The 24,548-nt window shown below is 39.9% G+C and carries 20 protein-coding genes and 1 pseudogene; 13 read left to right on the top strand and 8 right to left on the bottom strand.

All coding sequences use genetic code 11. From position 1 onward, the window contains the following. Positions 1-117: 117 nt before the first annotated feature. Together DTA23_RS18690 and DTA23_RS18685 are read left to right on the top strand one after the other, a co-directional pair. Positions 118-576, top strand: a complete 459-nt coding sequence (locus tag DTA23_RS18690; RefSeq protein WP_046671802.1) for a peptidylprolyl isomerase — start codon at positions 118-120, stop codon at positions 574-576. 26 nt (positions 577-602) lie between these two features. Continuing rightward, entirely contained in the window at positions 603-1,007 is a 405-nt protein-coding gene (locus DTA23_RS18685) for a DUF5606 family protein (protein WP_070565981.1), read from the top strand. 100 nt (positions 1,008-1,107) lie between these two features. Here the strand turns inward: DTA23_RS18685 and DTA23_RS18680 are convergent, their stop codons facing one another. From DTA23_RS18680 to guaB, 5 genes and pseudogenes are all read right to left on the bottom strand, one after another. Next, a complete protein-coding gene (locus DTA23_RS18680) occupies positions 1,108-2,040 on the bottom strand; it encodes a hypothetical protein (protein WP_112375630.1) in 933 nt (310 codons plus the stop codon). Between the two features lie 128 nt (positions 2,041-2,168). Continuing rightward, a complete protein-coding gene (murA, locus tag DTA23_RS18675) occupies positions 2,169-3,494 on the bottom strand; it encodes a UDP-N-acetylglucosamine 1-carboxyvinyltransferase (RefSeq protein WP_112375629.1) in 1,326 nt (441 codons plus the stop codon). Positions 3,495-3,704: 210 nt separating this feature from the next. Further along, the gene (locus DTA23_RS18670; RefSeq protein ID WP_070565986.1) at positions 3,705-4,535 is read right to left on the bottom strand and encodes a DUF4290 domain-containing protein; all 831 of its coding nucleotides are present in this window, start codon (positions 4,533-4,535) and stop codon (positions 3,705-3,707) included. Between the two features lie 53 nt (positions 4,536-4,588). After that, positions 4,589-6,869 (bottom strand): annotated as a pseudogene (locus DTA23_RS18665) (ATP-dependent helicase). A gap of 143 nt (positions 6,870-7,012) precedes the next feature. Beyond that, complete coding sequence (gene guaB, locus DTA23_RS18660; RefSeq protein ID WP_070565990.1) at positions 7,013-8,488, bottom strand: IMP dehydrogenase; 1,476 nt, start codon at positions 8,486-8,488, stop codon at positions 7,013-7,015. Between the two features lie 225 nt (positions 8,489-8,713). On the opposite strand from guaB, the gene DTA23_RS18655 reads away from it, so the two are divergent. The 11 genes from DTA23_RS18655 (at position 8,714) to rodA (ending at position 22,100) form a co-directional block, all read left to right on the top strand. Further along, positions 8,714-9,187, top strand: coding sequence for a hypothetical protein (locus DTA23_RS18655; protein WP_070565992.1), 474 nt, complete (start codon positions 8,714-8,716; stop codon positions 9,185-9,187). A gap of 258 nt (positions 9,188-9,445) precedes the next feature. Beyond that, complete coding sequence (gene secDF / locus DTA23_RS18650) at positions 9,446-12,427, top strand: protein translocase subunit SecDF (protein ID WP_112375628.1); 2,982 nt, start codon at positions 9,446-9,448, stop codon at positions 12,425-12,427. A 115-nt stretch (positions 12,428-12,542) separates the two neighbouring features. Beyond that, positions 12,543-12,980, top strand: a complete 438-nt coding sequence (locus DTA23_RS18645) for a MarR family winged helix-turn-helix transcriptional regulator (protein ID WP_112375627.1) — start codon at positions 12,543-12,545, stop codon at positions 12,978-12,980. 2 nt (positions 12,981-12,982) lie between these two features. After that, positions 12,983-13,987 carry an NAD(P)/FAD-dependent oxidoreductase gene (locus tag DTA23_RS18640; RefSeq protein ID WP_112375626.1) on the top strand — a complete coding sequence of 335 codons (1,005 nt, stop codon included), beginning with the start codon at positions 12,983-12,985 and terminating at the stop codon, positions 13,985-13,987. 2 nt (positions 13,988-13,989) lie between these two features. Beyond that, positions 13,990-14,322, top strand: coding sequence for a 2Fe-2S iron-sulfur cluster-binding protein (locus DTA23_RS18635; protein ID WP_112375625.1), 333 nt, complete (start codon positions 13,990-13,992; stop codon positions 14,320-14,322). Positions 14,323-14,575: 253 nt separating this feature from the next. Next, the gene (locus DTA23_RS18630; RefSeq protein WP_070566001.1) at positions 14,576-15,886 is read left to right on the top strand and encodes an NAD(P)/FAD-dependent oxidoreductase; all 1,311 of its coding nucleotides are present in this window, start codon (positions 14,576-14,578) and stop codon (positions 15,884-15,886) included. A 475-nt stretch (positions 15,887-16,361) separates the two neighbouring features. Further along, positions 16,362-17,387 (top strand): rod shape-determining protein, encoded by a 1,026-nt coding sequence (locus tag DTA23_RS18625; RefSeq protein WP_046671815.1) that lies wholly within the window; start codon positions 16,362-16,364, stop codon positions 17,385-17,387. A 91-nt stretch (positions 17,388-17,478) separates the two neighbouring features. After that, positions 17,479-18,321, top strand: coding sequence for a rod shape-determining protein MreC (gene mreC, locus DTA23_RS18620; RefSeq protein WP_070566004.1), 843 nt, complete (start codon positions 17,479-17,481; stop codon positions 18,319-18,321). Further along, complete coding sequence (locus DTA23_RS18615; protein WP_046671817.1) at positions 18,314-18,832, top strand: hypothetical protein; 519 nt, start codon at positions 18,314-18,316, stop codon at positions 18,830-18,832. The genes mreC and DTA23_RS18615 overlap by 8 nt, the downstream gene beginning before the upstream one ends. 27 nt (positions 18,833-18,859) lie before the next feature. Next, complete coding sequence (gene mrdA, locus DTA23_RS18610) at positions 18,860-20,842, top strand: penicillin-binding protein 2 (RefSeq protein ID WP_112375624.1); 1,983 nt, start codon at positions 18,860-18,862, stop codon at positions 20,840-20,842. Next, on the top strand, positions 20,835-22,100 hold the full coding sequence (gene rodA / locus DTA23_RS18605; RefSeq protein WP_112375623.1) for a rod shape-determining protein RodA: 1,266 nt from the start codon (positions 20,835-20,837) through the stop codon (positions 22,098-22,100). Before mrdA ends, rodA begins: the two co-directional genes overlap by 8 nt. A gap of 103 nt (positions 22,101-22,203) precedes the next feature. Here rodA and DTA23_RS18600 read toward each other — a convergent pair whose 3' ends face one another. From DTA23_RS18600 to DTA23_RS18590, 3 genes are read right to left on the bottom strand one after another with little or no spacing between them, the layout of a single operon-like run. After that, complete coding sequence (locus tag DTA23_RS18600) at positions 22,204-23,058, bottom strand: nucleoside phosphorylase (protein ID WP_112375622.1); 855 nt, start codon at positions 23,056-23,058, stop codon at positions 22,204-22,206. Then, positions 23,055-23,672 carry an IMPACT family protein gene (locus tag DTA23_RS18595; RefSeq protein WP_112375621.1) on the bottom strand — a complete coding sequence of 206 codons (618 nt, stop codon included), beginning with the start codon at positions 23,670-23,672 and terminating at the stop codon, positions 23,055-23,057. The genes DTA23_RS18600 and DTA23_RS18595 overlap by 4 nt, the downstream gene beginning before the upstream one ends. Then, positions 23,669-24,535: an EamA family transporter gene (locus tag DTA23_RS18590; RefSeq protein WP_112375620.1), complete on the bottom strand. Its 867-nt coding sequence runs from the start codon at positions 24,533-24,535 to the stop codon at positions 23,669-23,671. Before DTA23_RS18590 ends, DTA23_RS18595 begins: the two co-directional genes overlap by 4 nt. Positions 24,536-24,548 lie beyond the last annotated feature (13 nt).

Raw genomic sequence — 24,548 nt, 5'->3', positions numbered from 1 at the left:
AGCTAATTAATATCCTGAGAAATACACAATCTATCAATTAAAAAAAATTGGCAATCGCGATTTACTTCACATTTCACTCTGAAACGTTATCTTTGTATTTCATAAAAATTTTTGAATATGAGTAAAGCGATTATTAAAACAGAAAAAGGCGACATGACTGTGGAGTTCTACACAGCTGATGCTCCAAATACAGTAGCCAATTTTATCAAACTTGCTAAATCAGGATATTATGATGGATTAGCGTTTCACCGTGTGATCCCTGATTTCGTTATCCAAGGTGGATGTCCAAATTCACGTGAAGGTGCTGCTGGAATCCCTGGAACAGGTGGACCTGGTTATAAAATTGACTGTGAACTAACAGGCGAAAACCAATACCACGATAGAGGTGTATTGTCTATGGCTCATGCAGGTCGTAATACAGGTGGTTCGCAATTTTTCATCTGTCATAGCCGTAACAACACTGCGCACTTAGATCGTAACCATACTTGTTTTGGAAAAGTAATCGAAAACGTAGACATCGTTGACGATATCAGACAAGGTGACCGTATTTTATCAATTGAAGTTATCGAAGATTAATTCTTGGAGATTTAAATAATATTAAAATGAATTTAAGAGCATTAGTATCCGTAACTGGTAAACCAGGATTGTTCAAATTGGTTGGACAAAATAAAGGTGGTTTTATTCTAGAAACCCTTGATCAAGCAAAAATTAAAACTGTAGTAAGTTTATCTTCTACAAAAATGGCGACTTTGGAAGATATCACAATCTATGGTGAAGAAGAAGAAATTCGTCTATTGAATATTTTTGAAACAATCAAAGAGAAAGGCATCGCTCTACCAGATACAAAATCTGATGGCGCTACTTTAAGAAATTTCTTCCGTGAAGTAGCTCCTGGCCATGATGAATCACGTGTTTATTCTTCGGATATTAAAAAGGTAATCACATGGTACAACATTATCAAGGAATTCCCTTTATTTGAAGAAGAAGCACCAGCTCCTTTAATGTAAACTTTTACATATAGCCCAAATAAAAAAGGAGTTGATCAAATGATCAACTCCTTTTTTATGGTGTTTTCTTTTCAATGATGTTTCCTTGATGTGTTGTTTCCTAATGAAACACTACATAAAGTACATTTTTTTCGATGTTCTTTTGATCCTTGGCCCCATCAAGCTTAACATGTGCTTTTGTTACCTCAAATTCATTGGGTTCAAATTTCTTTTCGACAACGGCAGTGGTCGTAAAGCGCAAAAGGGAATTTTCATCCGCATTGAGATAGGCATCAATTTCAAGTATGCCTTCGTTTTCGTCAAACACATAAGGATGCAACACATTGATTCCTTTCGGAATACGTGGACTTTTCCAGACAACAAATTTAGGGAGCGTCTTATCGCTTGCATCAATTTTATTGTAAATAGCCTGCTGACAGGTAATTCCGGCAATTACTTTTGTTTTTCCGGTCTTATCGATCATATACTCTTTGGGATTTATGCGTATCTGCACTTTCGCCAATCCATTAAGTCTCCCTTCCGGATAGTTCAGCCCTACATGGATAGCCTCATTTTCGCTATTTGCTAGAAAAACCTCGCCTAAGCCTTTGTTATAATTCACATAATTTTCCAGGCGGTAAGTCAGGCCTTCAGCATTCGATTTTGCTTGCTGTTGATCAAATTTAATTTCCATCTTGCGTAAAGGAACAAGCATCAGCTCCATGCGCTGCAGGGGATTTTCAATATCAAAGCTATCTTTCTTTATCTGTTCCGCCTGAGGTAGTGCGGATATCGCTTTCCACAATGCAGCAGGTGAACTATCATTGGTCAGATTCATCAACTTGATCAGTTCAGCAAAAGGCATATTAGGAAAAGTAACTTTTTGTACGATTACCGCAGCATTGATCCGTTTAGAAGAGCGGATATCCGTTGTTGTATTTGATTCTTCATGTAGCTTAACCTCTTTAGGTGTAGAGGATTGACAATTGTGAAAAAGAAGCACTATGCCTAATAATGGGAAAACTAAGGCGTACTTTTTTAGATATTTTTTCATATCTATAGCTGTTTAAATGTAGTATAGACAAATTTACCTTATTTGACGCAGATATCACAAAAAAAGCCCCAGAATTTATATCCGGAGCTTCTTTTATCTTACACTAGCACATAGGCTATTCGCTTTAATTAATGACCTTTTGGTTCGGCATCGATACGTTTAATATCTGCTCCTAATTTACGCAAGCGTTCTTCGATATCTTGATAGCCACGTTCAATCTGTTCGATATTATGGATCACAGATTTTCCTTTAGCAGATAGGGCTGCAATCAATAAAGAAACCCCGGCACGAATATCTGGCGAAGTCATCTCAATACCTCTCAGATGATGTGATTTATTCAGTCCAATAACAGTTGCGCGGTGCGGATCGCACAAGATAATCTGAGCCCCCATATCGATCAATTTGTCCACGAAGAACAAACGGCTCTCGAACATTTTTTGGTGGATCAATACGTTTCCTTTTGCCTGAGTCGCCACAACAAGTACTATACTTAATAAATCGGGCGTAAAACCTGGCCAAGGTGCATCTGAAATGGTCAGGATAGATCCATCGATAAATGTATCGATTTCATACGATTCTTGTGCCGGGATAAAAATATCATCACCGCGTAATTCAAACCTGATGCCTAAGCGCGAAAATACAGATGGAATAACGCCAAGTTCTTCGAAACAGACATCTTTAATGGTGATTTCTGAACCTGTCATTGCCGCAAGGCCGATAAAAGAACCTATTTCAATCATATCAGGCAACATGCGGTGTGAAGTTCCCCCCAGACGCTCTACGCCTTCGATGGTCAACAAATTAGATCCAATACCGGATATTTTAGCCCCCATGCGATTCAACATCTTACATAGTTGTTGTAAATAAGGCTCACAAGCAGCGTTGTATATCGTTGTTGTCCCTTTTGCCAATACAGCAGCCATCACGATATTTGCCGTACCCGTTACAGAAGCTTCGTCCAAAAGGATATAACTTCCTTTTAACTCCGTTGCATCAACGTTAAAAAAATGGGTAGTCGCATCGTACACAAACTTAGCACCCAATTTTTCAAAACCCAAAAAGTGGGTATCTAATCGTCTACGTCCGATTTTATCACCCCCCGGTTTCGGAATAGCGGCTTTTCCGAATCGAGCCAACAAAGGACCGACAATCATGATAGAGCCACGCAACCCACCGCCTTTTTCTTTAAATTCGGGTGACTGGAAATAGTCTATATTTATATCTTTAGCTTCAAAAACGTATGTGTCCTTATCTATGCGATCAATTTTAACACCTAAAGCAGCCAATAGATCGATCAACTTATTGACATCCTTAATATCTGGGATATTACTGATGGTCATAGGTTCTTCTGTCAGTAAAACTGCAGAAAGGATCTGTAAGGCCTCATTTTTTGCTCCTTGAGGAATAATCTCTCCCTTTAACGGTTTTCCACCGATTATTTCAAATGCGTTCATTTATATATAAGTGATATCTTCTTAGTGTCATACCCCTGTTCTTGTATTTGTCTCGGGATATTTAGCCTTCCGCCCAACATACCGGGATCGGAGACCAAAGAACCTTGTTTTTTTATAAAACAGCGCGATTCTTAAAAAAAGAAGGCAATTGTAAAGAAATCTGTTAATCACTTCGCAATTGCCTGCTTCTTTAAACAAAATCATTAAGAACTAGCCTCGTTTATTATTATAATTACCCTGCGGCTTTCTGTTTCTGTTATTGTTGTTATTGTTGTCCCTACCGTAGCTGTTGTTATTGTTGTCTCGACTATAGCTGTTGTTATTGCTTCCGTAGTTATTGCGCTTCGTATTATTGTTGTTGTTACTTGTCATACGAGGCTTGCCTCCACCTTTCGACTGGTGACCGGAATTATTATTATTGTTATTGTTATTATTTCCGCCTGAGTTACTGTTAGCCGGACCTTTAACGCGATTTCCCGGAGGCGGAGTTTTAAAGTCAAGTTTGGTCAATACAGTACCTTCTGGTAAGGTCAATTGATAACCTGACAACTCTTTGAGATCCTGGATGATCAACTCGTCCGAAACAGAATCCTTATTCCAGGTCAGGTAAGCCATTTTCATAAAATTAGCGATACCGATGACCATCTGCTCTCTTTTGGCTTCGTCATTGGCCAATAACGCCTTTTCAATCATTTTCTCTACGGTAAAACCATAGTGCTTGAATCTAATGGAATGCTGCGGATAGCCTAAATGCTCAACTTCGTGTTTCACACTTTTCGCTGTGGCAATTGGATAAGGCGAGTCGATATCCAATTTAAAATCAGAGATAATCTGTAGGTGATCCCACAGTTTATGTTTAAAATCAGACACGTCTCTCAAATGTGGGTTCAATACCCCCATCATATCGATTACAATCTGCGCATGTTTATTTCTTTCTTCCTTTGTGGGTAAAGTACAGATGTAATCTACCATATTTTGCACATTGCGACCATATTCTGCAAGGATCAATTTTGGTCTAGTGCTGTTGTAGTCAAAGTTCATATAGCTAATATAAGTACCTAATTAAACGATTAAGATATCGTTTTGGTATTTTATTATTGAATTATTCTAAGTTTTGCAAATTTAAGCAACAATTGTTTCTGTCCCAATTCCTTAAAGAAAATAGTTGCTTTTATATCTCCTTTGTTTCCTTCGAGATTCACAACTTTGCCAAATCCAAAGCGTTCATGTTCAACTTCCATGCCGACCTGAAGATTTGATGTATCTGAAGGAGCAAAACCCGCAGTAGGTTTGTGGGCTTTCGGCAGTATCGATGTCGTTTTAACCATGGGCTTAGGCTTAGGTTTAGAAAACGTATCATCACTGTCCTTTTGCTGCCATGCAATTCGTTCGCCTTGAAAACTTCCGGCTGAGGCAGAAGTTTGTCGTGGTTTAAAATCCAATGCAAGACATGCCGGATTCAATTCATCCAAGAAGCGACTGGGTTCGCAGTTATTCAGCGTTCCCCAACGATATCGCGAAGTAGCATACGAAAGTAGTAATTTTTTTTCAGCTCTCGTAACGGCAACATAAAAAAGTCTTCGTTCCTCTTCCAGTTCCGACCTGGAATTCAACGACAACTGGGAAGGAAATAGGTTTTCTTCTAAGCCTACAATAAAAACAATCGGAAATTCCAAGCCTTTGGAAGAGTGGATGGTCATCAATGATACAGTATCCGCATTTGGATCTTTATCATTATCGTCGTTTGTCAACAGGGCAATATCCTGCATATAGACATCAAGTCCACGTTCTTCGATATCTTCCCGTTCCGAAAATTCCTTGATACCATTGAGGAGTTCCTGGATATTTTCGTAACGTGCCAACCCCTCTACCGATTTGTCTTCGTACAATTCTTTCAGAATACCGCAGTGCTGCGCAATATGCATTGCGGTATCAAATGCGTTATTGTTTTTGGCCAGGGCCTGAAAACTCTGAATCATCTGTGCAAAACCACCGACAGACGTTGCGCTACGCCCATCTAGAAACTGGGCTGCATTTGCAACAACATCCCATATACGATACTGATTCTGATCTGCCAGCGATCATGATCTTTTCTATCGTCGTATCCCCTATCCCTCTACGCGGGTAATTGATCACACGCTTGAGTGCTTCCTCATCATTCGGGTTGAAGGTAAGTCTGAAATACGCGATCAGATCTTTAATTTCTTTCCGTTGATAAAAAGACGTACCACCATAGATTTTATAAGGGATATTGATTTTGCGTAAGGCCTCCTCCATAGCCCTGGATTGGGCATTGGTACGATACAGAATAGCAAAATCCTTATAATTAAGCCCTTTTAACGATTTCTCTTCAATGATCTGGTCGGCGACGATCTTACCTTCCTCATTGTCAGAGAAAGCACGTGAAACCTTGATCTTTTCGCCTTCTTCATTATCCGAGAAAACATTTTTCTCCAATTGATTCTGATTATTGGCAATCACCGAATTGGCCGCATTCACGATCATCTTCGTAGATCGATAATTCTGCTCCAGTTTAAAGATCTTCACATCCGGATAATCTTTTTGGAAATTCAGGATATTCTGAATATTTGCGCCACGAAATGCATAGATTGATTGTGCATCATCCCCAACCACACAGATATTTTCGTTGACTGCTGCCAGGCGTTTGACAATAAGGTATTGCGAGAAGTTGGTATCCTGGTACTCATCGACCATCAAGTAACGAAATTGATGCTGGTATTTATGCAGTACCTCTGGATGTTTATTTAACAATACATTCGTTTTAAACAACAGATCATCAAAATCCATTGCCCCAGCACGGTAACAGCGCTGTGCATAGGTCATATAAATCTGTCCCAGTTGACCACGACCATTGGAAATATCCTCGGCCAATATGGCTTCATTCTTATTATATTCCTGCGGTGAGATCAGGTTATTTTTTGCCTGTGAGATACGTCCGTACACATGATTGACATTATACAGCTTATCATCGAGATTCATTTCCTTTAAAATGGCACGCAACAAACTTTTGGTATCATCCGTATCGTAGATGGTAAAGTTTCTGGGATAACCGATCAATTCAGCTTCTACACGGAGTATTTTTGCAAACACCGAGTGGAATGTTCCCATCCAAATATTTTTCGCTTCGCTCCCAACAACAGAAACGATACGCGCGCGCATCTCTTTGGCCGCTTTGTTGGTAAATGTTAATACCAAGATATTGAATGGATCAACACCTTTTCGAATCAAGTGTGCGACACGATAGGTAATGACCCGTGTTTTTCCTGAACCAGCTCCCGCAACAATCATCACAGGACCTTCTGTTTGCTCTACGGCTCCTCGTTGTGAAGGGTTTAAACCCGCTAAATAATCCAAATTAACTCCTTAAATTTTAAAACCTGAGAATAGGGTATAAAAGTACAAATTTCCTGTTGATCACTCAGGCTATTTTGCTAATATTTTTACACAAAAAAAACCGATAATCAAGATTATCGGTTTTTATATGCTCCAAGCAATATCTAGCCTCTGCTGTTATAATTTGGTGCTTCTTTCGTAATGGAAATATTATGTGGATGGGACTCTCTCAGCCCTGCTCCTGTAATACGAACAAATTGTGCTTCCTGTAATCTTTCGATTGTAGCAGCACCACAGTAGCCCATAGAAGCGCGTAATCCACCAATGTATTGATAAACAACCTCAGCCAATGTACCTTTATAGGGAACACGTCCCACAATACCTTCGGGAACCAATTTTTTGATATCATCTTCTACGTCTTGGAAATAACGATCTTTCGATCCTTTTTCCATGGCTTCGATTGAGCCCATGCCGCGGTAAGATTTAAACTTACGTCCTTCATAGATAATTGTCTCTCCAGGAGCTTCTTCCACGCCTGCGAATAGAGAACCAGCCATAATTGTGCTTGCTCCAGCTGCGATTGCTTTCGCAATATCACCAGTCTGTTTGATACCTCCGTCTGCGATCAATGGCACGCCAGTTCCTTTGAGGGCTTTGGCAACTTCATATACGGCATAAAGCTGCGGAACACCGACACCAGCGATAATACGGGTTGTACAGATAGAGCCCGGTCCGATACCTACTTTTACAGCATCTGCACCTGCTTCAGCCAAAGCTGTTGCTGCTGCACCTGTTGCAATATTTCCAACGATTACCTGTAGGTCAGGGAACTGCGATTTCACCAATTTCAACTTATCGATTACACCTTTAGAATGCCCATGTGCTGTATCGATTGTAACCACATCCACACCTGCTTTCACCAAAGCCTCCACGCGGTCAAGGGTATCTGGTGTAACGCCTACTGCCGCACCAACCAATAAACGACCATGGCTATCTTTGGCAGCATTTGGGTAATGCTTATATTTTTGTATATCTTTAAAGGTAATCAAGCCTTTCAAAATACCTTCTTCATTGACTACTGGAAGTTTTTCGATTTTTTCGTTTTGAAGAATTTCTTCCGCTTTCACTAAATCCGTTCCTTCGGGAGCAACCACAAGATTTTCCTTGGTCATCAATTCATTGATGGGACGGCTCATATCTTTTTGGAAACGAAGATCACGATTCGTCACAATACCGACCAATTGACCTTTTTCGTTCACAACAGGGATTCCACCAATCTTGTGCTCCTTCATAATATTGAAGGCATCACCCACCGTTGCTGTTGCCAATAACGTAACTGGATCCTGAATCATACCGCTCTCAGAGCGTTTTACTTTACGTACTTCAGCAGCTTGTTCTGCAATAGTCATGTTCTTATGTAACATACCAATACCGCCAGCTTGTGCAATCGCAATCGCCAAATCAGCACCGGTTACCGTATCCATTGCTGCAGAAACCAATGGAATATTTAATTTGATTTTTTTTGTTAGCGAAGTGCTCGTATCAACGTCACGGGGTAAAATTTCAGAATAAGCTGGAATTAATAAGACGTCGTCGTAAGTGAGACCTTCTGCTACGAATTTTTGTGGATCTAATTGCATGGCAAATATGTATTGGGTTTTCTATTTGCCAGGCAAATTTAAGAAAAATAAGCAATAATAAAAAATAAAAGATACAAATTACAATCGGAAGACAAATTAGAAACGTTATGAATTAAGACTACATGACGGCCCCTATGTTGGCAATATCATTTTTTGGCAAGCTATTTGCTTTTGTGTAACACGAAAAGTTATTTTAATTAATGAAAATATAAAGATAAGATAATTATGAAAAAGACATTACTCTCATTAGCTGCCGTCGCAGCATTAGCATTTGGCGCACAGGAAGCGAAAGCTCAGTCTCCATTTAGATCAGCGATAGGTGTTGTATTCGATGGTACAACAACTGACTTATGGGGTGTTCAATATAAGCAATCTTTTGGCGGTGCCAACATGGGACAAGCACAGGTGATGTTTGACGACCACGTGGTTGCTGTAGGTGCAGACTACCAATATGCAAGACCCTTCCAAGGCGTGAATGGTTTGGGATGGTATGCCGGCGTTGGTGCACAATTGACATTTATCGACGTAGGAGATAATATTACAAATGTTGCTTTACGTCCTCAACTAGGTTTGGAATTCAAAATTCCAGTTGCTCCGATTGCTTTCCACGCAGACTGGAAACCAGACTGGAGATTGAACCACAATAGTGATTTTGATGCATCAACATTTTCTTTTGGTATCAAATACACATTGAAATAATATAAGCAACTAAACAGTGTAAAAAGGTCCTTCTCGTCTTGAGTAGGGCCTTTTTTTATAAATAAAATCAATTAATATTTCTTTTTTTCTTCAATTCTCCTATTTTTATGCCGTTGACCTAATTGGCATAAATAAAACTTTTCATTCTACAAAAATTTTATACCTTTGCCATTCTTGGTAAAATGTGATTAAACGAGAACTAATTATCAATTACATAAACAGTATTTAACATTAAAATTAATACAATTATAACAGACGATGCAAGGTAAAGGGCTGATTAAACTTTTAGTGATAGTGGTGTCATTAGCGTGTCTATACTCCCTATCATTTACTTGGGTGACCCGCAATGTGGAGCGAGATGCTGAGAATTTTGCCAAAGGAGACTTGACAAAAGAGAAAAGCTATCTCGACTCAATGGCAGGTGAAGTAGTGTACAATTTAGGTTTTGCAAAATACACCTATCGGGAAGCTAAAGCAAATGAACTCGCTTTGGGATTGGATTTGAAAGGCGGTATGAACGTAACCATGGAGATCTCATTGGACGAATTGATCCGCAATTTGGCGAACAATCCAAAAGATGAGAAATTCAACAAAGCGTTGGAACAGGCAGTGGCAAAAAGTAAAACGAGTGCAAAAACAGTCGTTGCTTTATTTATGGAGGAATACAAATCCATCGGTGCGACAACGCCACTTTCAACATTCTTCTCAACAAAAGACAATGCTTTTTTAATTAAACCGGGTGATTCAGACTCAAAAGTTGAATCATTCCTTCAAAAAGAAGCAGACAATGCCATCCAAAATTCTTACAAAGTACTTCGTACGCGTATCGACAAATTTGGCGTTGCATCTCCAAACATTCAAATTCAACAAGGTACAAACCGTATTTTAATCGAATTACCTGGTGTAAAAGATGAAAGCCGTGTTCGTAACCTATTACAAGGTTCAGCTAAATTGGAATTCTATGAGACCTATACGAATCAGGAAGTTTATCCAATATTAGAAAATATCGACAAAACTTTAGCTTCAACGTTAAAAGCTGCTCCAGCAGCTACGACAAATGCTGCTGCAGATACAAGCAAAAAATCAGATGATTTATTGTCTAATCTAACCGGTGGTAAGAAAGATGCTAAGAAAGACAGTGCTGCTGTAAATCTAGGTCAGAAAAATCCATTATTTGAAGTATTACGTCCAGCAGTTTATATGGGCGAAAACCAACAAATGGCGCTTATGCCAGGTTCAATGGTTGGTATTGCTTCTTTAAAAGATACAGCAAAAGTAAATGCTTATTTACAACGTCCAGAGGTAAAATCAATCCTACCTGGAAACTTAAAACTTTTATGGGCTGTAAAACCTGAGCAAAAGACACCTGAGCAACTATCATTATATGCAATTAAGGGGGCTGGACAAGACAACGGTGCTGTATTGACAGGAGATGTCATTACGGATGCAACAGCAAACTTTGATGAGAAAAATCAACCTGTGGTTGGTATGCAAATGAACAGCGAAGGTGCACGTGAATGGAAGAAAATTACTGCAAAAGCGGCTCAAAACAGAGATGCAATTGCGATCGTTCTTGATAATGTGGTTTATTCTGCTCCTTCTGTAAACGGAGAAATCCCAAATGGTAGTTCATCAATCTCTGGATCCTTTACGGTAGAAGACACCAAAGATTTAGCAAACGTATTGAAAGCAGGTCGTCTTCCGACAACTGCTAAAATCGTTGAAGAAGCTATTGTGGGACCTACTCTAGGTCAGGCTGCCATCGATGCGGGTGTTAACTCTGCTGTTATCGGTATTATCGTAGTAATGATCTTTATGATCGCTTACTACAATACTGCAGGTATCGTGGCAAACATCGCGGTGTTGTTAAACGTATTTATCATTATGGGGGTATTGGCATCCTTAAATGCTGTACTCACCTTACCGGGTATCGCGGGTATCGTATTAACGATGGGTACTGCGGTCGATGCGAACGTCTTGATTTATGAACGTATCCGTGAAGAACTGGGATTAGGAAAATCGATCCGTCAGGCTGTTGCAGATGGTTACAAACACGCTTTACCTTCCATCCTGGATTCGCAGATCACAACGTTTTTGATCGGTATTATCTTATTCTTATTTGGTAGCGGTCCAATCTTAGGTTTCGCAACAACATTAATGGTGGGTATCATTACTTCATTGTTTACTGCGATCCTTGTTACTCGTGTTATTTTCGAATGGATGTTGGCGAAAGATTTCAAAATCAAAGTCTCTTTCCCTTGGTCTGCAAATACCTTGCATAATGCAAACTTTAAATTCGTTCAGAAACGTAAAATCTTTTATGCGATTTCAATCGTTGCCGTGTTAATTTCTGCGGCATCAATTTTCACAAAAGGATTCAGTTTAGGTGTAGACTTCCAAGGTGGCCGTACGTATACTGTCCGTTATGATAAACCTGTGGACTTGGAAGCTGTACGTACAAACTTGGATGATATCTTCCAGAAAACAACTGAAGTAAAAGTCTTTGGTGCATCCAACCAACTGCGTATAACAACAACTTACCATATCGAAGAAACTTCGGACACTGCTGATAAAGAGGTATTGGACAAATTAAACCAAGGTTTATCAAAAGTAGATGCTTCCAATAAACATGAGATCCTTTCGTCTCAAAAAGTTGGACCAAGTATCGCTACCGACATCAAATCTAGAGCAACCAGTTCCGCAGTTTTCTCTATCATCATTGTTGCAGCTTACATCCTGATCCGTTTCCATAAATGGGAATATTCAGTTGGAGCAGCTATTGCAACAATTCACGATGCGATTATTTTATTGGGATTATTCTCAATTTTGGATGGTATCGTACCATTCTCATTGGATATTGACCAACACTTTGTGGCAGCGATATTAACTGTAATTGCCTACTCGGTGAATGATACAGTGGTTGTATTTGACCGTTTACGTGAATTCGTATCGAAACCAAATGCGCATAATGAAGATCTAGGCGATGTGGTAAACCATGCGATAAACTCTACTTTAAGTAGAACAATCATCACATCATTGACAATCGTGTTTGTGCTTGCTGTATTGTTTATCTTTGGTGGTGAAGTTATCCGTGGATTCTCATTCGCAATCTTAATCGGTGTTATCGTAGGTACATATTCATCGATTATCTTAGCGGCACCTTCGGTATATGACTTACGTAAAGGAAAGCATTTAGCAGAAGGTAATACAGCTAAAAAAGCTGAAGTCGTAAGACCATAATAGCTAATGTTAATAAAATAAAGAAGGGCGTTCGAATGAACGCCCTTTTTTTATTACATTCAAATTACTTGTCACACTAAATATTTTAAATATATTTGTTACACTAAATATTTGTATGCTAAACGTAAAATTTGACCGCTACTCTTTCATCTTGGACCAAACGGCCAAGAAAGTAAAACAGTTCGCCCAATCTTCTTTTGCGGAGAAAGGATTTGATATTACTGTAGACCAATGGACCATCTTAAAGGCTTTATACGAAACAGATCAACTTTCACAAAAAGAATTGGCAAAGCGCTGCGGAAAAGACCAGCCCACACTGACACGGATCGTTGATATCCTTCTTAAAAAAAACCTGGCCGAGCGGATTACTGACGAAACTGACCGTCGAAGTCTCTACCTTCATTTGACAGAAGAAGGGAAATTAAAAGTAGCATCGCTAACGCCGCTTGTTACAGAGATTCGCATGAAGGCCTGGGAAAATCTAGCAGACGAAGATTTCGAAGCTTTTACAAGAATTTTGAATACAATATATAACAACTTAAATATAGAATAGCTATGATAAATACGGATATCTGTATCATCGGAGCGGGACCTGTTGGCCTATTCGCAGTTTTTGAAGCTGGACTTTTAAAAATGCGCTGCCATTTGATTGACGTACTCCCCCAAGTGGGCGGTCAGCTTTCGGAGATCTACCCCCATAAACCTATCTACGACATTCCTGGTTATCCAAGTATCACTGCGCAGGAATTGATCGATAAACAGCTCGAACAGATTAAACCCTTTGACCCCACATTCACCTTAGGCGAGCGAGTGGAACATATCACAAAACAGGACGATGGTTCCTTTATCGTAGAAACCAATGATCATACGATGGTCCATACACAGGTCATTGTCATTGCCGGGGGATTAGGTTGCTTTGAACCGCGCAAGCCAGAAATCCCTAATCTTCATCTCTTTGAAGGAAAAGGGGTCGATTATATGGTAAAAGATCCCGCCAAATACCGGGATAAAAAAATCGTCATTGCCGGTGGCGGTGACTCCGCGCTCGACTGGACTTTCCATCTTGCAGATATTGCGCAACAGGTCACTTTAATCCACCGAAGTGACTCCTTCAGGGGTGCCCCAGACTCGGCTGAGAAAGTGTTCAAATTGGCCCAACAGGGTAAGATTAACTTATTATTGTCCCACAATCTGACCAATGTTCATGGCGATAGCTACTTGTCTCATGTTGAAACAACCAATAAAGAAAAAGAAGTCATCGCTACAAATGCAGACTATTTTATTCCTTTATATGGACTTACACCGAAGCTTGGTCCGATCGCGGATTGGGGATTAAATATCGATAAAAATGCGATAGCGGTCAATACTTTTGATTACTCGACCAATATCGAACGAATCTATGCTATTGGAGACATCAACATCTATCCAGGCAAACTGAAACTCATCCTTTGTGGATACCATGAGGCTGCACTAATGTGTCAAAGTGCGTTCAAATTTGTGTATCCAGATCAAAAATTGACATTCAAATACACAACAGTAAACGGTATAAATACTTTCTAGCCATGGACGATAATTTAATTCAAGTCACTGTTATAGATCGGGATGGGACCGAAAATATCCTGGAAGTTCCGACCGATATCAATCTTTCACTCATGGAGATTTTAAAGGCATCCGACTATGAAATATTGGCCACTTGCGGTGGTATGGCGCTGTGCGCTACCTGCCATGTCGAAGTTGTCGAAGGACTGCATACACTTCCCCAAGCGAGTGATCAAGAACTCGACATGCTGGACACGCTTCCGGATGCCGATGATCAAAGTCGACTTGCCTGTCAGCTGTATCTACAGAATAACAACAACGGCATGAAAATCAAGATCAAAGGTGCGCTACAATAGTATCATCATTGTGTATTTTATACACAATGATGATACTATACATCGTTTTTTTTCAAAGGGTACAATGTACACTATAAAGAGCTAAAAATCAAACAACTACAAAACATATTATTGAAAGAATTAGCCTCTTTACAATAAAATTCACAACATATCAGCATAATAAATAAATATTTTTTAGCTTTTTGAGCCAAAATTTAAGATATTTGCAGCTTAATTCGATTGTACCGAATTTTTACAACAAACTATTAAAAATATGCCAAGCAATAGTTCAAATAGAAAATTCCCAAGAGTAATCATTATTGGTGCTGGATTTGGAGGAATTGAAGTTGCTAAAAAGCTTAAAAATAAGGAAGTTGAAGTTCTGTTGCTGGACAGAAATAACTTTCATACTTTTCAACCATTGATGTACCAAGTTGCCACGGGTACTCTTTCAGCGGACTCCATCTCCTTCCCTGTTCGCAAAATGTTCAAAGGCCAAGACAACTTTCATTTTAGACTTGCTGACGTAAAAAGCGTAGACAATGAAGCTAAGATTGTAAGAACAGATGTTGGTGATTTTGACTACGATTATTTAATTGTTGCGACAGGTGCTACCACGAACTTCTTCGGAAATCAGCAAATCACGAAATATGCTTTGCCGATGAAAAATATACAAGAAGCATTAAATATTCGAAGCTATGTTTTACAGAACCTCGAAGAAGCAGTGCGAATAGAAAACCCTGCTGATCGTAAAGCTAATTTGAACTTTGTTATTGTTGGAGGTGGTCCAACAGGTGTAGAACTTTCGGGAGCAATCGCAGAAATTAAAAACAATGTTCTTGAGAAAGATTATCCAGAATTGAAAAAATCTGAGATGTCGGTTTACCTGGTTGAAGGACTTCCAAAAGTATTGGCCAACTTATCTGAAAAATCTTCTAAAGATTCAGAAAAGTACCTCAAAGATTTGGGTGTAGAAGTCTTATTGAATGTTCAGGTAACTGGATATGATGGCAATTCAATTACTTTCGCCGATGGCAGAAGCATTGAAACAAAAACTGTTATCTGGGGAGCAGGTGTAGCTGGGCAGTATCCGAATGGTTTCAAAAAGGAGATTATCCAACGTGGTAACCGTATACAGACAGATGATCAATGCCGTGTTATTGATATGCCAGGGGTCTATGCTATTGGTGATGTTTCGGCATTTATCACAGATGATCTTCCTCGTGGCTTACCTGGTGTTGCACCGGTAGCGCAACAGCAGGGAGCATATGTTGCAAAACACATTCTCCAAACCATGTCCAATCAACCAACAGAGAAATTCAACTATTTTGATAAAGGATCCATGGCTACGGTAGGTCGTAACAAAGCTGTCGTCGACATGGGAAAAATCCATTTCAATGGATTCTTTGGCTGGATGACATGGATGTTTGTCCACTTGATGTCCATCTATGGATTCAGAAATAAATTGATCACATTCGTCAACTGGTCGATCAAATTTTTCACCAAAAACAGTGGCGTGCGTTTGATCTTCCACAAATATGATGAGCCAACTCCAGAGGAAAAACAAGCAGAAACTGCCCACTAACTTCCTATTGAATTCTAAATAAACATATTTCAGTAGCCCGACAGCGGCATTATCCCAAACGATAATGCCGCTGTTTCTTTTATCTTTATTAACCTTCTGAAGCTGTTTCTCTTCGCCATATTAACCTACTGAATAGGCTTCTAAAACGTTGTGACGGCTTCGCTTATCAGCTCTTCATAGCATTTGAGTCTTTAGCTAGTTTTCCAAAACCACCTTTTCACTTTTGGATTCTTGCTCCTTGTGCTCCATGATTTAAAAAACACCCACTTATTTCTTAATTTAACACGGCGTCCGATTAAAAATAACTTCAGCCGGGACGTAAGAATTACAGATTATATTCGTTAAATTTAAAGACAGTTTTTTCCAGATAGAATTTACTTTCAGAATATAGTTTTTTTTGATGTATAACCTCAAAAAGATTAATTTTTTTTGTGTAGGTTTGCATATTATTTTAAAATAGCTTAAGGATTAGCAGATGGGCTTATTTAATTGGTTTACGCAAGAAGTTGCGATTGACTTGGGTACTGCAAATACCCTAATAATTCATAATGACAAAGTAGTAGTGGATGAACCTTCTATTGTTGCATTTGACCGCACCACAAACAAAGTGATCGCCATTGGTCGCCAGGCCATGCAAATGGAAGGTAAAACACACGATAATATAAAGACAGTACGTCCTTTACGTGATGGAGTAATCGCTGATTTTACGGCAGCTGAACACTTGATCAGAGGTATGGTCAAATTGGTAAACAATGGTAAGAGCTGGTTTTTCCCTTCCCTACGTATGGTGGTTTGTATTCCTTCCGGTATTACGGAAGTAGAGAAAAGAGCTGTACGCGATTCAGCGGAAATTGCTGGTGCGAAAGAAGTCTACTTAATTCATGAACCCATGGCTGCTGCTGTCGGCATCGGAATTGATGTGGAAGAACCAATGGGTAATATGATTATCGATATCGGTGGTGGTACCACTGAAATTGCTGTCATCGCTTTATCGGGTATTGTGTGTGACCAATCTATTCGTGTTGCAGGTGATAACTTCGACTCAGACATCGTTCAATACATCAGAAGGCAACATAATATCATGATCGGTGAACGTACGGCTGAAAAAATAAAAATTGAAGTTGGTGCGGCTCTTCCTGAGTTACAGGAACCACCAGCAGATTTCGCCGTTCAAGGTCGTGATTTGATGACGGGTGTTCCTAAGCAAATTACTGTTTCTTATACCGAAATAGCGCATTGTCTGGATAAGTCCATATCAAAAATTGAGGAAGCCATCTTAAAAGCACTTGAAATCACTCCACCAGAATTATCAGCGGATATTTATCAAACAGGTATTTATCTTACCGGTGGTGGTGCATTGTTGCGTGGTTTGGACCGTCGTATACAAGCGAAAACTAAACTTCCAGTGCATATTGCTGAAGATCCATTACGTGCTGTTGTAAGAGGAACTGGTATTGCACTTAAAAATATTGGACGATTTAAATTCTTGATGCAATCATAACGTTCGATAATTAATAACAATATTTTATTAAAGAGCGATATAATATGCAAAACTATTATATCGCTTGCTTATTAAATACCCACATTAAAAAATGAGAAACCTTTGGTTATTCCTGAGACGATATAATGCATTCTTCTGGTTTATCCTATTTTTTGGATTCTCGTTATTTTTGGTGATCACAAACAATTCTTTCCAACGTAATTCTGTTTTAAATTCTTCAAATAGTATCATCGGAGGCCTGTATGCAAAGGTCAATTCCTGGAAAAGCTACCTGCACCTCGGGGAGACCAACGATGCACTTGCAAAGGAAAATGCACAACTGAGAAAGGACTTACAAGCCTATCGATCAACAGACAGCATCAAGATCGGTCCTGTCCCGGCAATCGATAGCAGTGAGTTTGGGCGTTACGAATTTATTATTGCAAATGTCATCAACAATAGCATTCACCAAAAGGCAAATACGATCACACTCGATAAAGGCAGTAAAGATGGTATAGAGCGAGGTATGGGTGTTATCGCTCCCAACGGAGTAGTTGGTATCGTATTGAATGTTTCCCAAAACTTCTCGACAGTGCAATCCCTATTGCATCCCGATACGCGTATATCCGTAACATTAGGCCACACCGAGGTTTTCGGCTCATTGGTATGGGGCAATAGCATGGATTACCGCGCGGCAATGGTCAAGGAAATTCCAAACCATATCAAAGTCAACAAAGGAGATAAAGTGTACACCTCAGGATATTCAGGACATTTTCCAAAAGGAATTTTTGTTGGAACGGTCATTCAGACGGGGATCTCTTCAGGAGACGCTTTTTTGGATCTTAGACTATTGTTGAGTACCAATTTCTCCAACTTGCAACATGTCTACGTTGTAAAAGACCTGTTAAATAAAGAATTAAAGACACTAGAAGAATCGACAAAGGACAATGGCTAGGATTTTAATATTTAATATTATTCGATTTATCGTTTTGATAGGGATGCAAGTTTTCCTATTTCAAAATATCGGTTATTACAATCTGGTCGCTGCATTTCCTTATATCTTATTTATTTTTTTACTTCCTACAGGAACACCTAATTTCCTGGTGTATTTGATCGCATTTCTCACGGGACTTACCGTAGATTCGTTTTATGATACCCTTGGGGTCAATACCGCAGCCTGTGTTGCACTGGCAGCCTTCCGTATTTTCTTCATGAAAATTACGCTTGAAGTTGAAGAACGCGAATCTTTCTTTACCCCGATGTTGGGCTTCATGAATATTCGCTGGTTCTTTTCCTACATCTTTTTCGGAACATTGATTCATCATACATTTTTGTATCTCTTGGAATCTTTTTCCTTCCAGCACATCCAATACACCTTATTGAGTATCGTTTTAAGTTGTATATTTACAGTAATTATCATGCTATTATTTAGCATATTATTCTACAAAAAGAAAGATCGGTTGTAGTAAATCGATGGATAGAAATTCATTTCTATGAACAGTTTTTTTGCGCGTAAGTACGTCGTTTCAGGAATCTTTATTGCCATCACATTGACCTTGGTGGCCCGCTTATTCTATTTACAGATCATAGACGATTCCTATATACATTCCGCAAACAGCAATGTCATGCGCAAGGTCATTGTGTACCCCGCCAGAGGGGTTATTTTGGACCGAAAGGGAAAGGTATTGGTTCAGAACGAACCGGTATATGATCTTATGGTTACTCCACGTGAGGTGAAAGAAATCGACACCGCTTTGTTTTGCAAATTGATAGACATTGACAAGGAAGGCTTTATCAAACGGATGGAAAAGGCAAGAGTGCACTCGCCTTACCGTGCATCTATTTTTGAAAAACAGCTGTCTGTACGGACATGGGCTCAATACCAGGAGTACCAATATCAATTTCGTGGTTTCTATGTTCAAAAAAGAACGATCAGAAGCTATCCAGACAGTATAGCTGCTCAATTTTTGGGCTATGTGAGTGAGGTAAATGAAAAGGATATTGAACGCTCCAATGGATTTTATCGAAGTGGTGACTATATTGGCCGAAGCGGGGTGGAACGTTCCTATGAAGACCTCATTCGTGGAAAACGTGGTGTTAACAATTTGATGGTCGATGCACTGAACCGTCCCAAGGGTGTATTTATGGAGGGGAAATACGACACACTCGCTGTTGCGGGGGAAGGACTGGTTTCCTCGTTGGATAAAGACCTTCAGATTCTTGGGGAGAACCTCATGAAAAATAAATTGGGGTCCATAGTTGCCATTGAGCCTGCAACGGGTGAAATCTTGGCCTATGTCAGTAGCCCGAGTTACAACCCCAACATGATGGTCGGCAGGCAGTCTGGCAATAATTATATGAAATTATTGAAAGACGAAACCAAACCACTTTTTAACCGCCCTATTCAAGCCTCCTACCCTCCAGGCTCTGTATTTAAAGTTGTTTCAGCATTGACTGCGCAGCAGGCTGGTGTTATTGATCGTAATACCGTATTTTTCTGCCCACATGGATACAGCTATGGTGGTGGACGCGGCTGGATGGGCTGTACGCACTATCATGGATCAACCACATTACAGCGCTCTGTAGCCGTATCATGTAATACCTATTATGGTTTTACCTATGCTAAGATGATCGACGGACGTGGGCTTTCGGGACCTAAGGCCTACGATCTATGGCGCAATGCCGTGACACAGTTTGGAATTGGCCATAAACTAGGCATTGATCTACCGGGTGAAAAGCCGGGTTTACTGCCGACATCAGATTTTTATACCAAAAGATACGGTAACGATAAATGGCGTTCAAGTTTCAATATCTCCTTATCGATCGGACAAGGGGAAATGGGAATAACACCGTTGCAAATGGCCAACATTATGGCTATCGTTGCCAACAAAGGCTTTTATTACAGACCCCATTTGATTAAAGGTATTGGTGCACAGAAAATTGCCAAGAAGGAATTTACCGAAAAAGTCAGTGCCGGAGTGGATGAACGGTACTATCCTGTTGTTATCCAAGGGATGAGTGATGCTGTTAATACACCCGAAGGTACCGCTTGGGCCAATCGTATCCCGGGCATCGAAATGTGCGGAAAAACAGGTACAGCGCAAAACCCACATGGTGAAAACCATGCCGTTTTCTTTGCTTTTGCCCCACGAGAAAACCCTAAAATTGCTATTGCTGTCTTTGTTGAAAACGCGGGTTACGGTGGAACCTGGGCAGGACCTATCGCAAGTATGATGGTTGAGAAATACCTCAAAGACACGATAACTGCGCCAAAATATATTCAGGACCGCATTTATAAAGCGAATTTTCTTCCTGCGCCTAAAAAGGTCGTGGATCCAAAGGTCAAAGATGTAAAAAAGGCTGATTCCGTCAAATCAAAAACGGACACATTAAAATCCAAACGCCAACTGGCTGCTTTAACGAAACCAAAAGAAACAATTGTTCACCATAGCGAGATAAAGAGAAGATATGAATAATCAAAAAACGAGTTTCTTTGGGAAAATAGACTGGCTCACCATCATTCTTTGGCTGGCGCTATGCTTAATTGGCCTATTCAATATCCGTGCAGCTGTATTTAATCCTGAGCTACCCAATTTCTTTACTTTAGGGACCAATTACGGAAAACAGTCTTTGTATCTTGTTTCCGCAATTATCTTGGGGATATCCATTCTGATCATCGATGCTAAGTTTTTCAGTTCCGCTTCACCAATATTTTATGGTATAACAGCGGTACTGCTTGTCATCGTGCTCGTGGTAGGGCGAAATGTCGGCGGAAACCAAGCGTGGATTGACCTAGGTTTTTTCCGCTTACAACCTTCTGAGTTTGCCAAACTTTCGACCTGTCTGCTCTTAGCTAACTTTTTGAGCGCTCAGAGCAATAAAGCGCCGACCATGCAGACACTGGCCATGGGAGCCGGTATTGTCTTATTTCCTGTATTTTTAGTTATGCTGCAGCCCGATACGGGATCTGCCCTTGCGTTCTTTTCGTTGATTTTTGTATTCTATCGTGAAGGCTATGTAAATAATGAACTGCTTATATTTGGCGGGCTCTGCATTTTACTTTTTGTTCTTTCTTTATTGGTCAATCCTTGGATACTTATCTTGATTTTAGCATTGCTTATTGGCCTTGTCATGTGGAACTACCGCAAGAGAAGAAAATACATTATCAATCTCAGTATACTTTTTGCTGCATGCGCTGTATTTATTCTCTGTGTGGACCTGGTGTATGAGCATGTGCTACAACCTCATCAACGTGACCGTATTGACATTATCCTGGGTAAAATGGAAGACCCTAAAGGAAAAGGATATAATTTGAATCAGTCGAAGATTGCAATTGGATCAGGACAGCTCCTAGGCAAGGGTTACCTGCAGGGAACGCAAACAAAATACAACTTTGTACCTGAGCAGAGCACGGACTTTATTTTTTGCACCGTTGGAGAAGAATGGGGATTTGTTGGATCGGTTACCTTATTACTTATCTATCTCACCCTACTGCTTCGCATTATTCATATAGCCGAACGACAGCGTTCAGCCTTCGCCAGGATATATGCATACGGTGTAGCGTCCATTCTCTTTTTTCACTTATTCATCAATATCGGTATGACCATCGGTATTGTTCCGGTTATCGGTATTCCGCTGCCTTTTATTAGTTATGGTGGTTCATCCTTATGGAGTTTCACCATTTTACTGTTCATCATGCTTAAATTTGATTCAAATAGAAAAGGAGTTGTCTAAAAACAACTCCTTTTCTATTTGAATCAATATTTAATTCTTTTCAACTCTTTTACCGCATCATTGAGAAAAACTATCATCGCCTCTGCATGACGCAGAAAAATTGTTAAATGCGTTCCAAAACGAGCTGTATGGCCTTATCAACAACTTCTTCAGGTGCGGAAGAAAACCGGCCATCTACCCGACTTGCCAAGATCGCATTGATGGATAAAGCTTGATGTCCAAACATATTAGCCAACGCATAAATACCAGCTGTTTCCATTTCCAGGTTGGTGAAGCGCTGACCTTTATATTGAAAGGAGTTGATCAAATCTATAAAATTAGGAATCGTATTCGTGGAGCGGACAGTCCTTCCCTGCGGAGCATAAAATCCGGGCGCAGTTAACGTAACTCCCTTCGGTAAATCAAAGGCAATTCGATCCAAAAGGCCTGCACCAGCTTTCGCAACGTAGGGGTTTAGGTTTAATGCAGAGAAATATTTGGCTAGTTCTACCTGAAGCGCCTGCTCCTCGCCGTCGTAAGATCCCTGATAATAGTTCATCAATGCATCAAGACCTACTCCATAAGCAGAGGCTAAAATAGTTCCCATCTCGACATCTTGTTGTACTGCTCCAGAAGTTCCAATGCGTACAATATGCAATGAGCTGAGCGTCGACTTTACTGTTCTATTGGCAAAATCAATATTTGCCAGTGCATCCAGTTCATTCAACACAATGTCAATATTATCAGTACCTATACCTGTTGAGATTACCGTCAACCGTTTATTTCCCAGATAGCCGGTATGCGTAATAAACTCACGCTTCCCTTTTTTGAGTTCAATACGGTCAAAGTACTTCGAGACTTTGGCTACACGGTCTGGATCGCCAACTGTAATTACTGTACCTGCCAAATCTTCTGGCAATAAATTCAGATGGTATATACTTCCATCTGCATTTAAAATCAATTCCGATGCGTTGATCATATTGTATACAAATAGCTTAACTGACAACCTTCTATTTTGGAAAACCGATCCACAATTCGATTGACTTGCATTTTTCGGACTTCAAACTCCAAATAACACTGATTATCAAACTCTTGCTTTTCAATGTCCACGCCCTCTTCCTTTATGATCCGCATAATATCATTCATATGCAGGTAATCAAAGGTAATACTATAATGGTCATTCACTGTACGCTCGATAATTTCGGCATGGATCAAAGCATCTTGGGTTGCTGATTTGTAGGCATTAATCAAGCCTGGAACCCCCAACAAAGTACCACCGAAATAACGAACGACAATGACGATAACGTTGGTGACATCCATAGACAGCAGAACGTTTAAAATAGGTCGTCCTGCAGTCCCCGAAGGCTCTCCATCATCGTTTACACGAAAGACCGCACGATCAGGTGTGAGGCGATAAGCCCAACAATGATGCCTCGCTTTCGGGTGAATCGCTTTCACTTCCAAGATCAAATCTTTTAATTGATCTTCGGATTTAAAAGGAAAAGCATAAGCAATAAACTTACTTCCCTTATCCCTAAAAATTCCCTCGTATTTTGCATTGATAGTCCGGTAAGTATCTTCAAATAAACTCATAGATATGCTATGATTAAAACTGAAACAATAGAAAGCGCTATACCTAGATAATTCAACAACGATAGCCTTTCCTTAAAAAATAAGACGCCGATTAACGCGCCCAATGAAATTACGCCAATGTTCATCCCCGTAAATACAACTGATGGATTTTCTGGTAGCGCACGATGCGCTTTCATATAGAATAGGATGTTACAGAAGTTAAATACACCCAAAACCAATCCATAGCCCATAGCTTGCCTTGAAAAACGTTGTTTTTCCACAAAAAGGAAATACAGCAATAGCACCATTGCAATAGACATCGCCATCACAAAGATAATAAATAGGGAACTGATATAAGGTATATCGACATGCAAGGCGACTTGTTTGAAGAGGATATCAATTATGCCCATACCGATAAATACCAATAACGGGTAAAGCGCTTTATAACGACTGTCTGCCGAACTAACATGCTGATTCTTTTGCCAACCAATAGAACATAGGATGGCCAATAAACCAAGAGCTATTCCCAGCATCTTGTGTCCTTCCATTTTTTCATGAAAAAAGAAAAATGATGCAAGCAAGGGTATGAACAACGATAGGCGCTGTGCAATCTCTGTCTTGACCAAACCGCTATATCGAATGGACAAAGCAATAAAAACAAACATTCCAGGAAGTAATATCGCCAGGCTCATATACAACGTCATCGGCATAGCATCCCATACCAGCGATTTTAGATCTGGTTGTAAGACAAAATAGGTCAGTGCAACTGCCATGGGGTAATTCCAAACGATAACCTGTTTGGTTTCAACTCCATTTTGTTTTGCCAATTTTAATAAAACAGCAACGGTGACGCTGCAGATGACACTTAATAAAACAAAAATCATGATTCAAATTTCA

Origin of the sequence: Sphingobacterium multivorum, from assembly GCF_900457465.1 — a bacterium.
Lineage (GTDB): Bacteria > Bacteroidota > Bacteroidia > Sphingobacteriales > Sphingobacteriaceae > Sphingobacterium > Sphingobacterium multivorum.
Note: the sequence above shows the minus strand (reverse complement) of the source record. Positions and strands in the feature narration are given on the sequence as shown.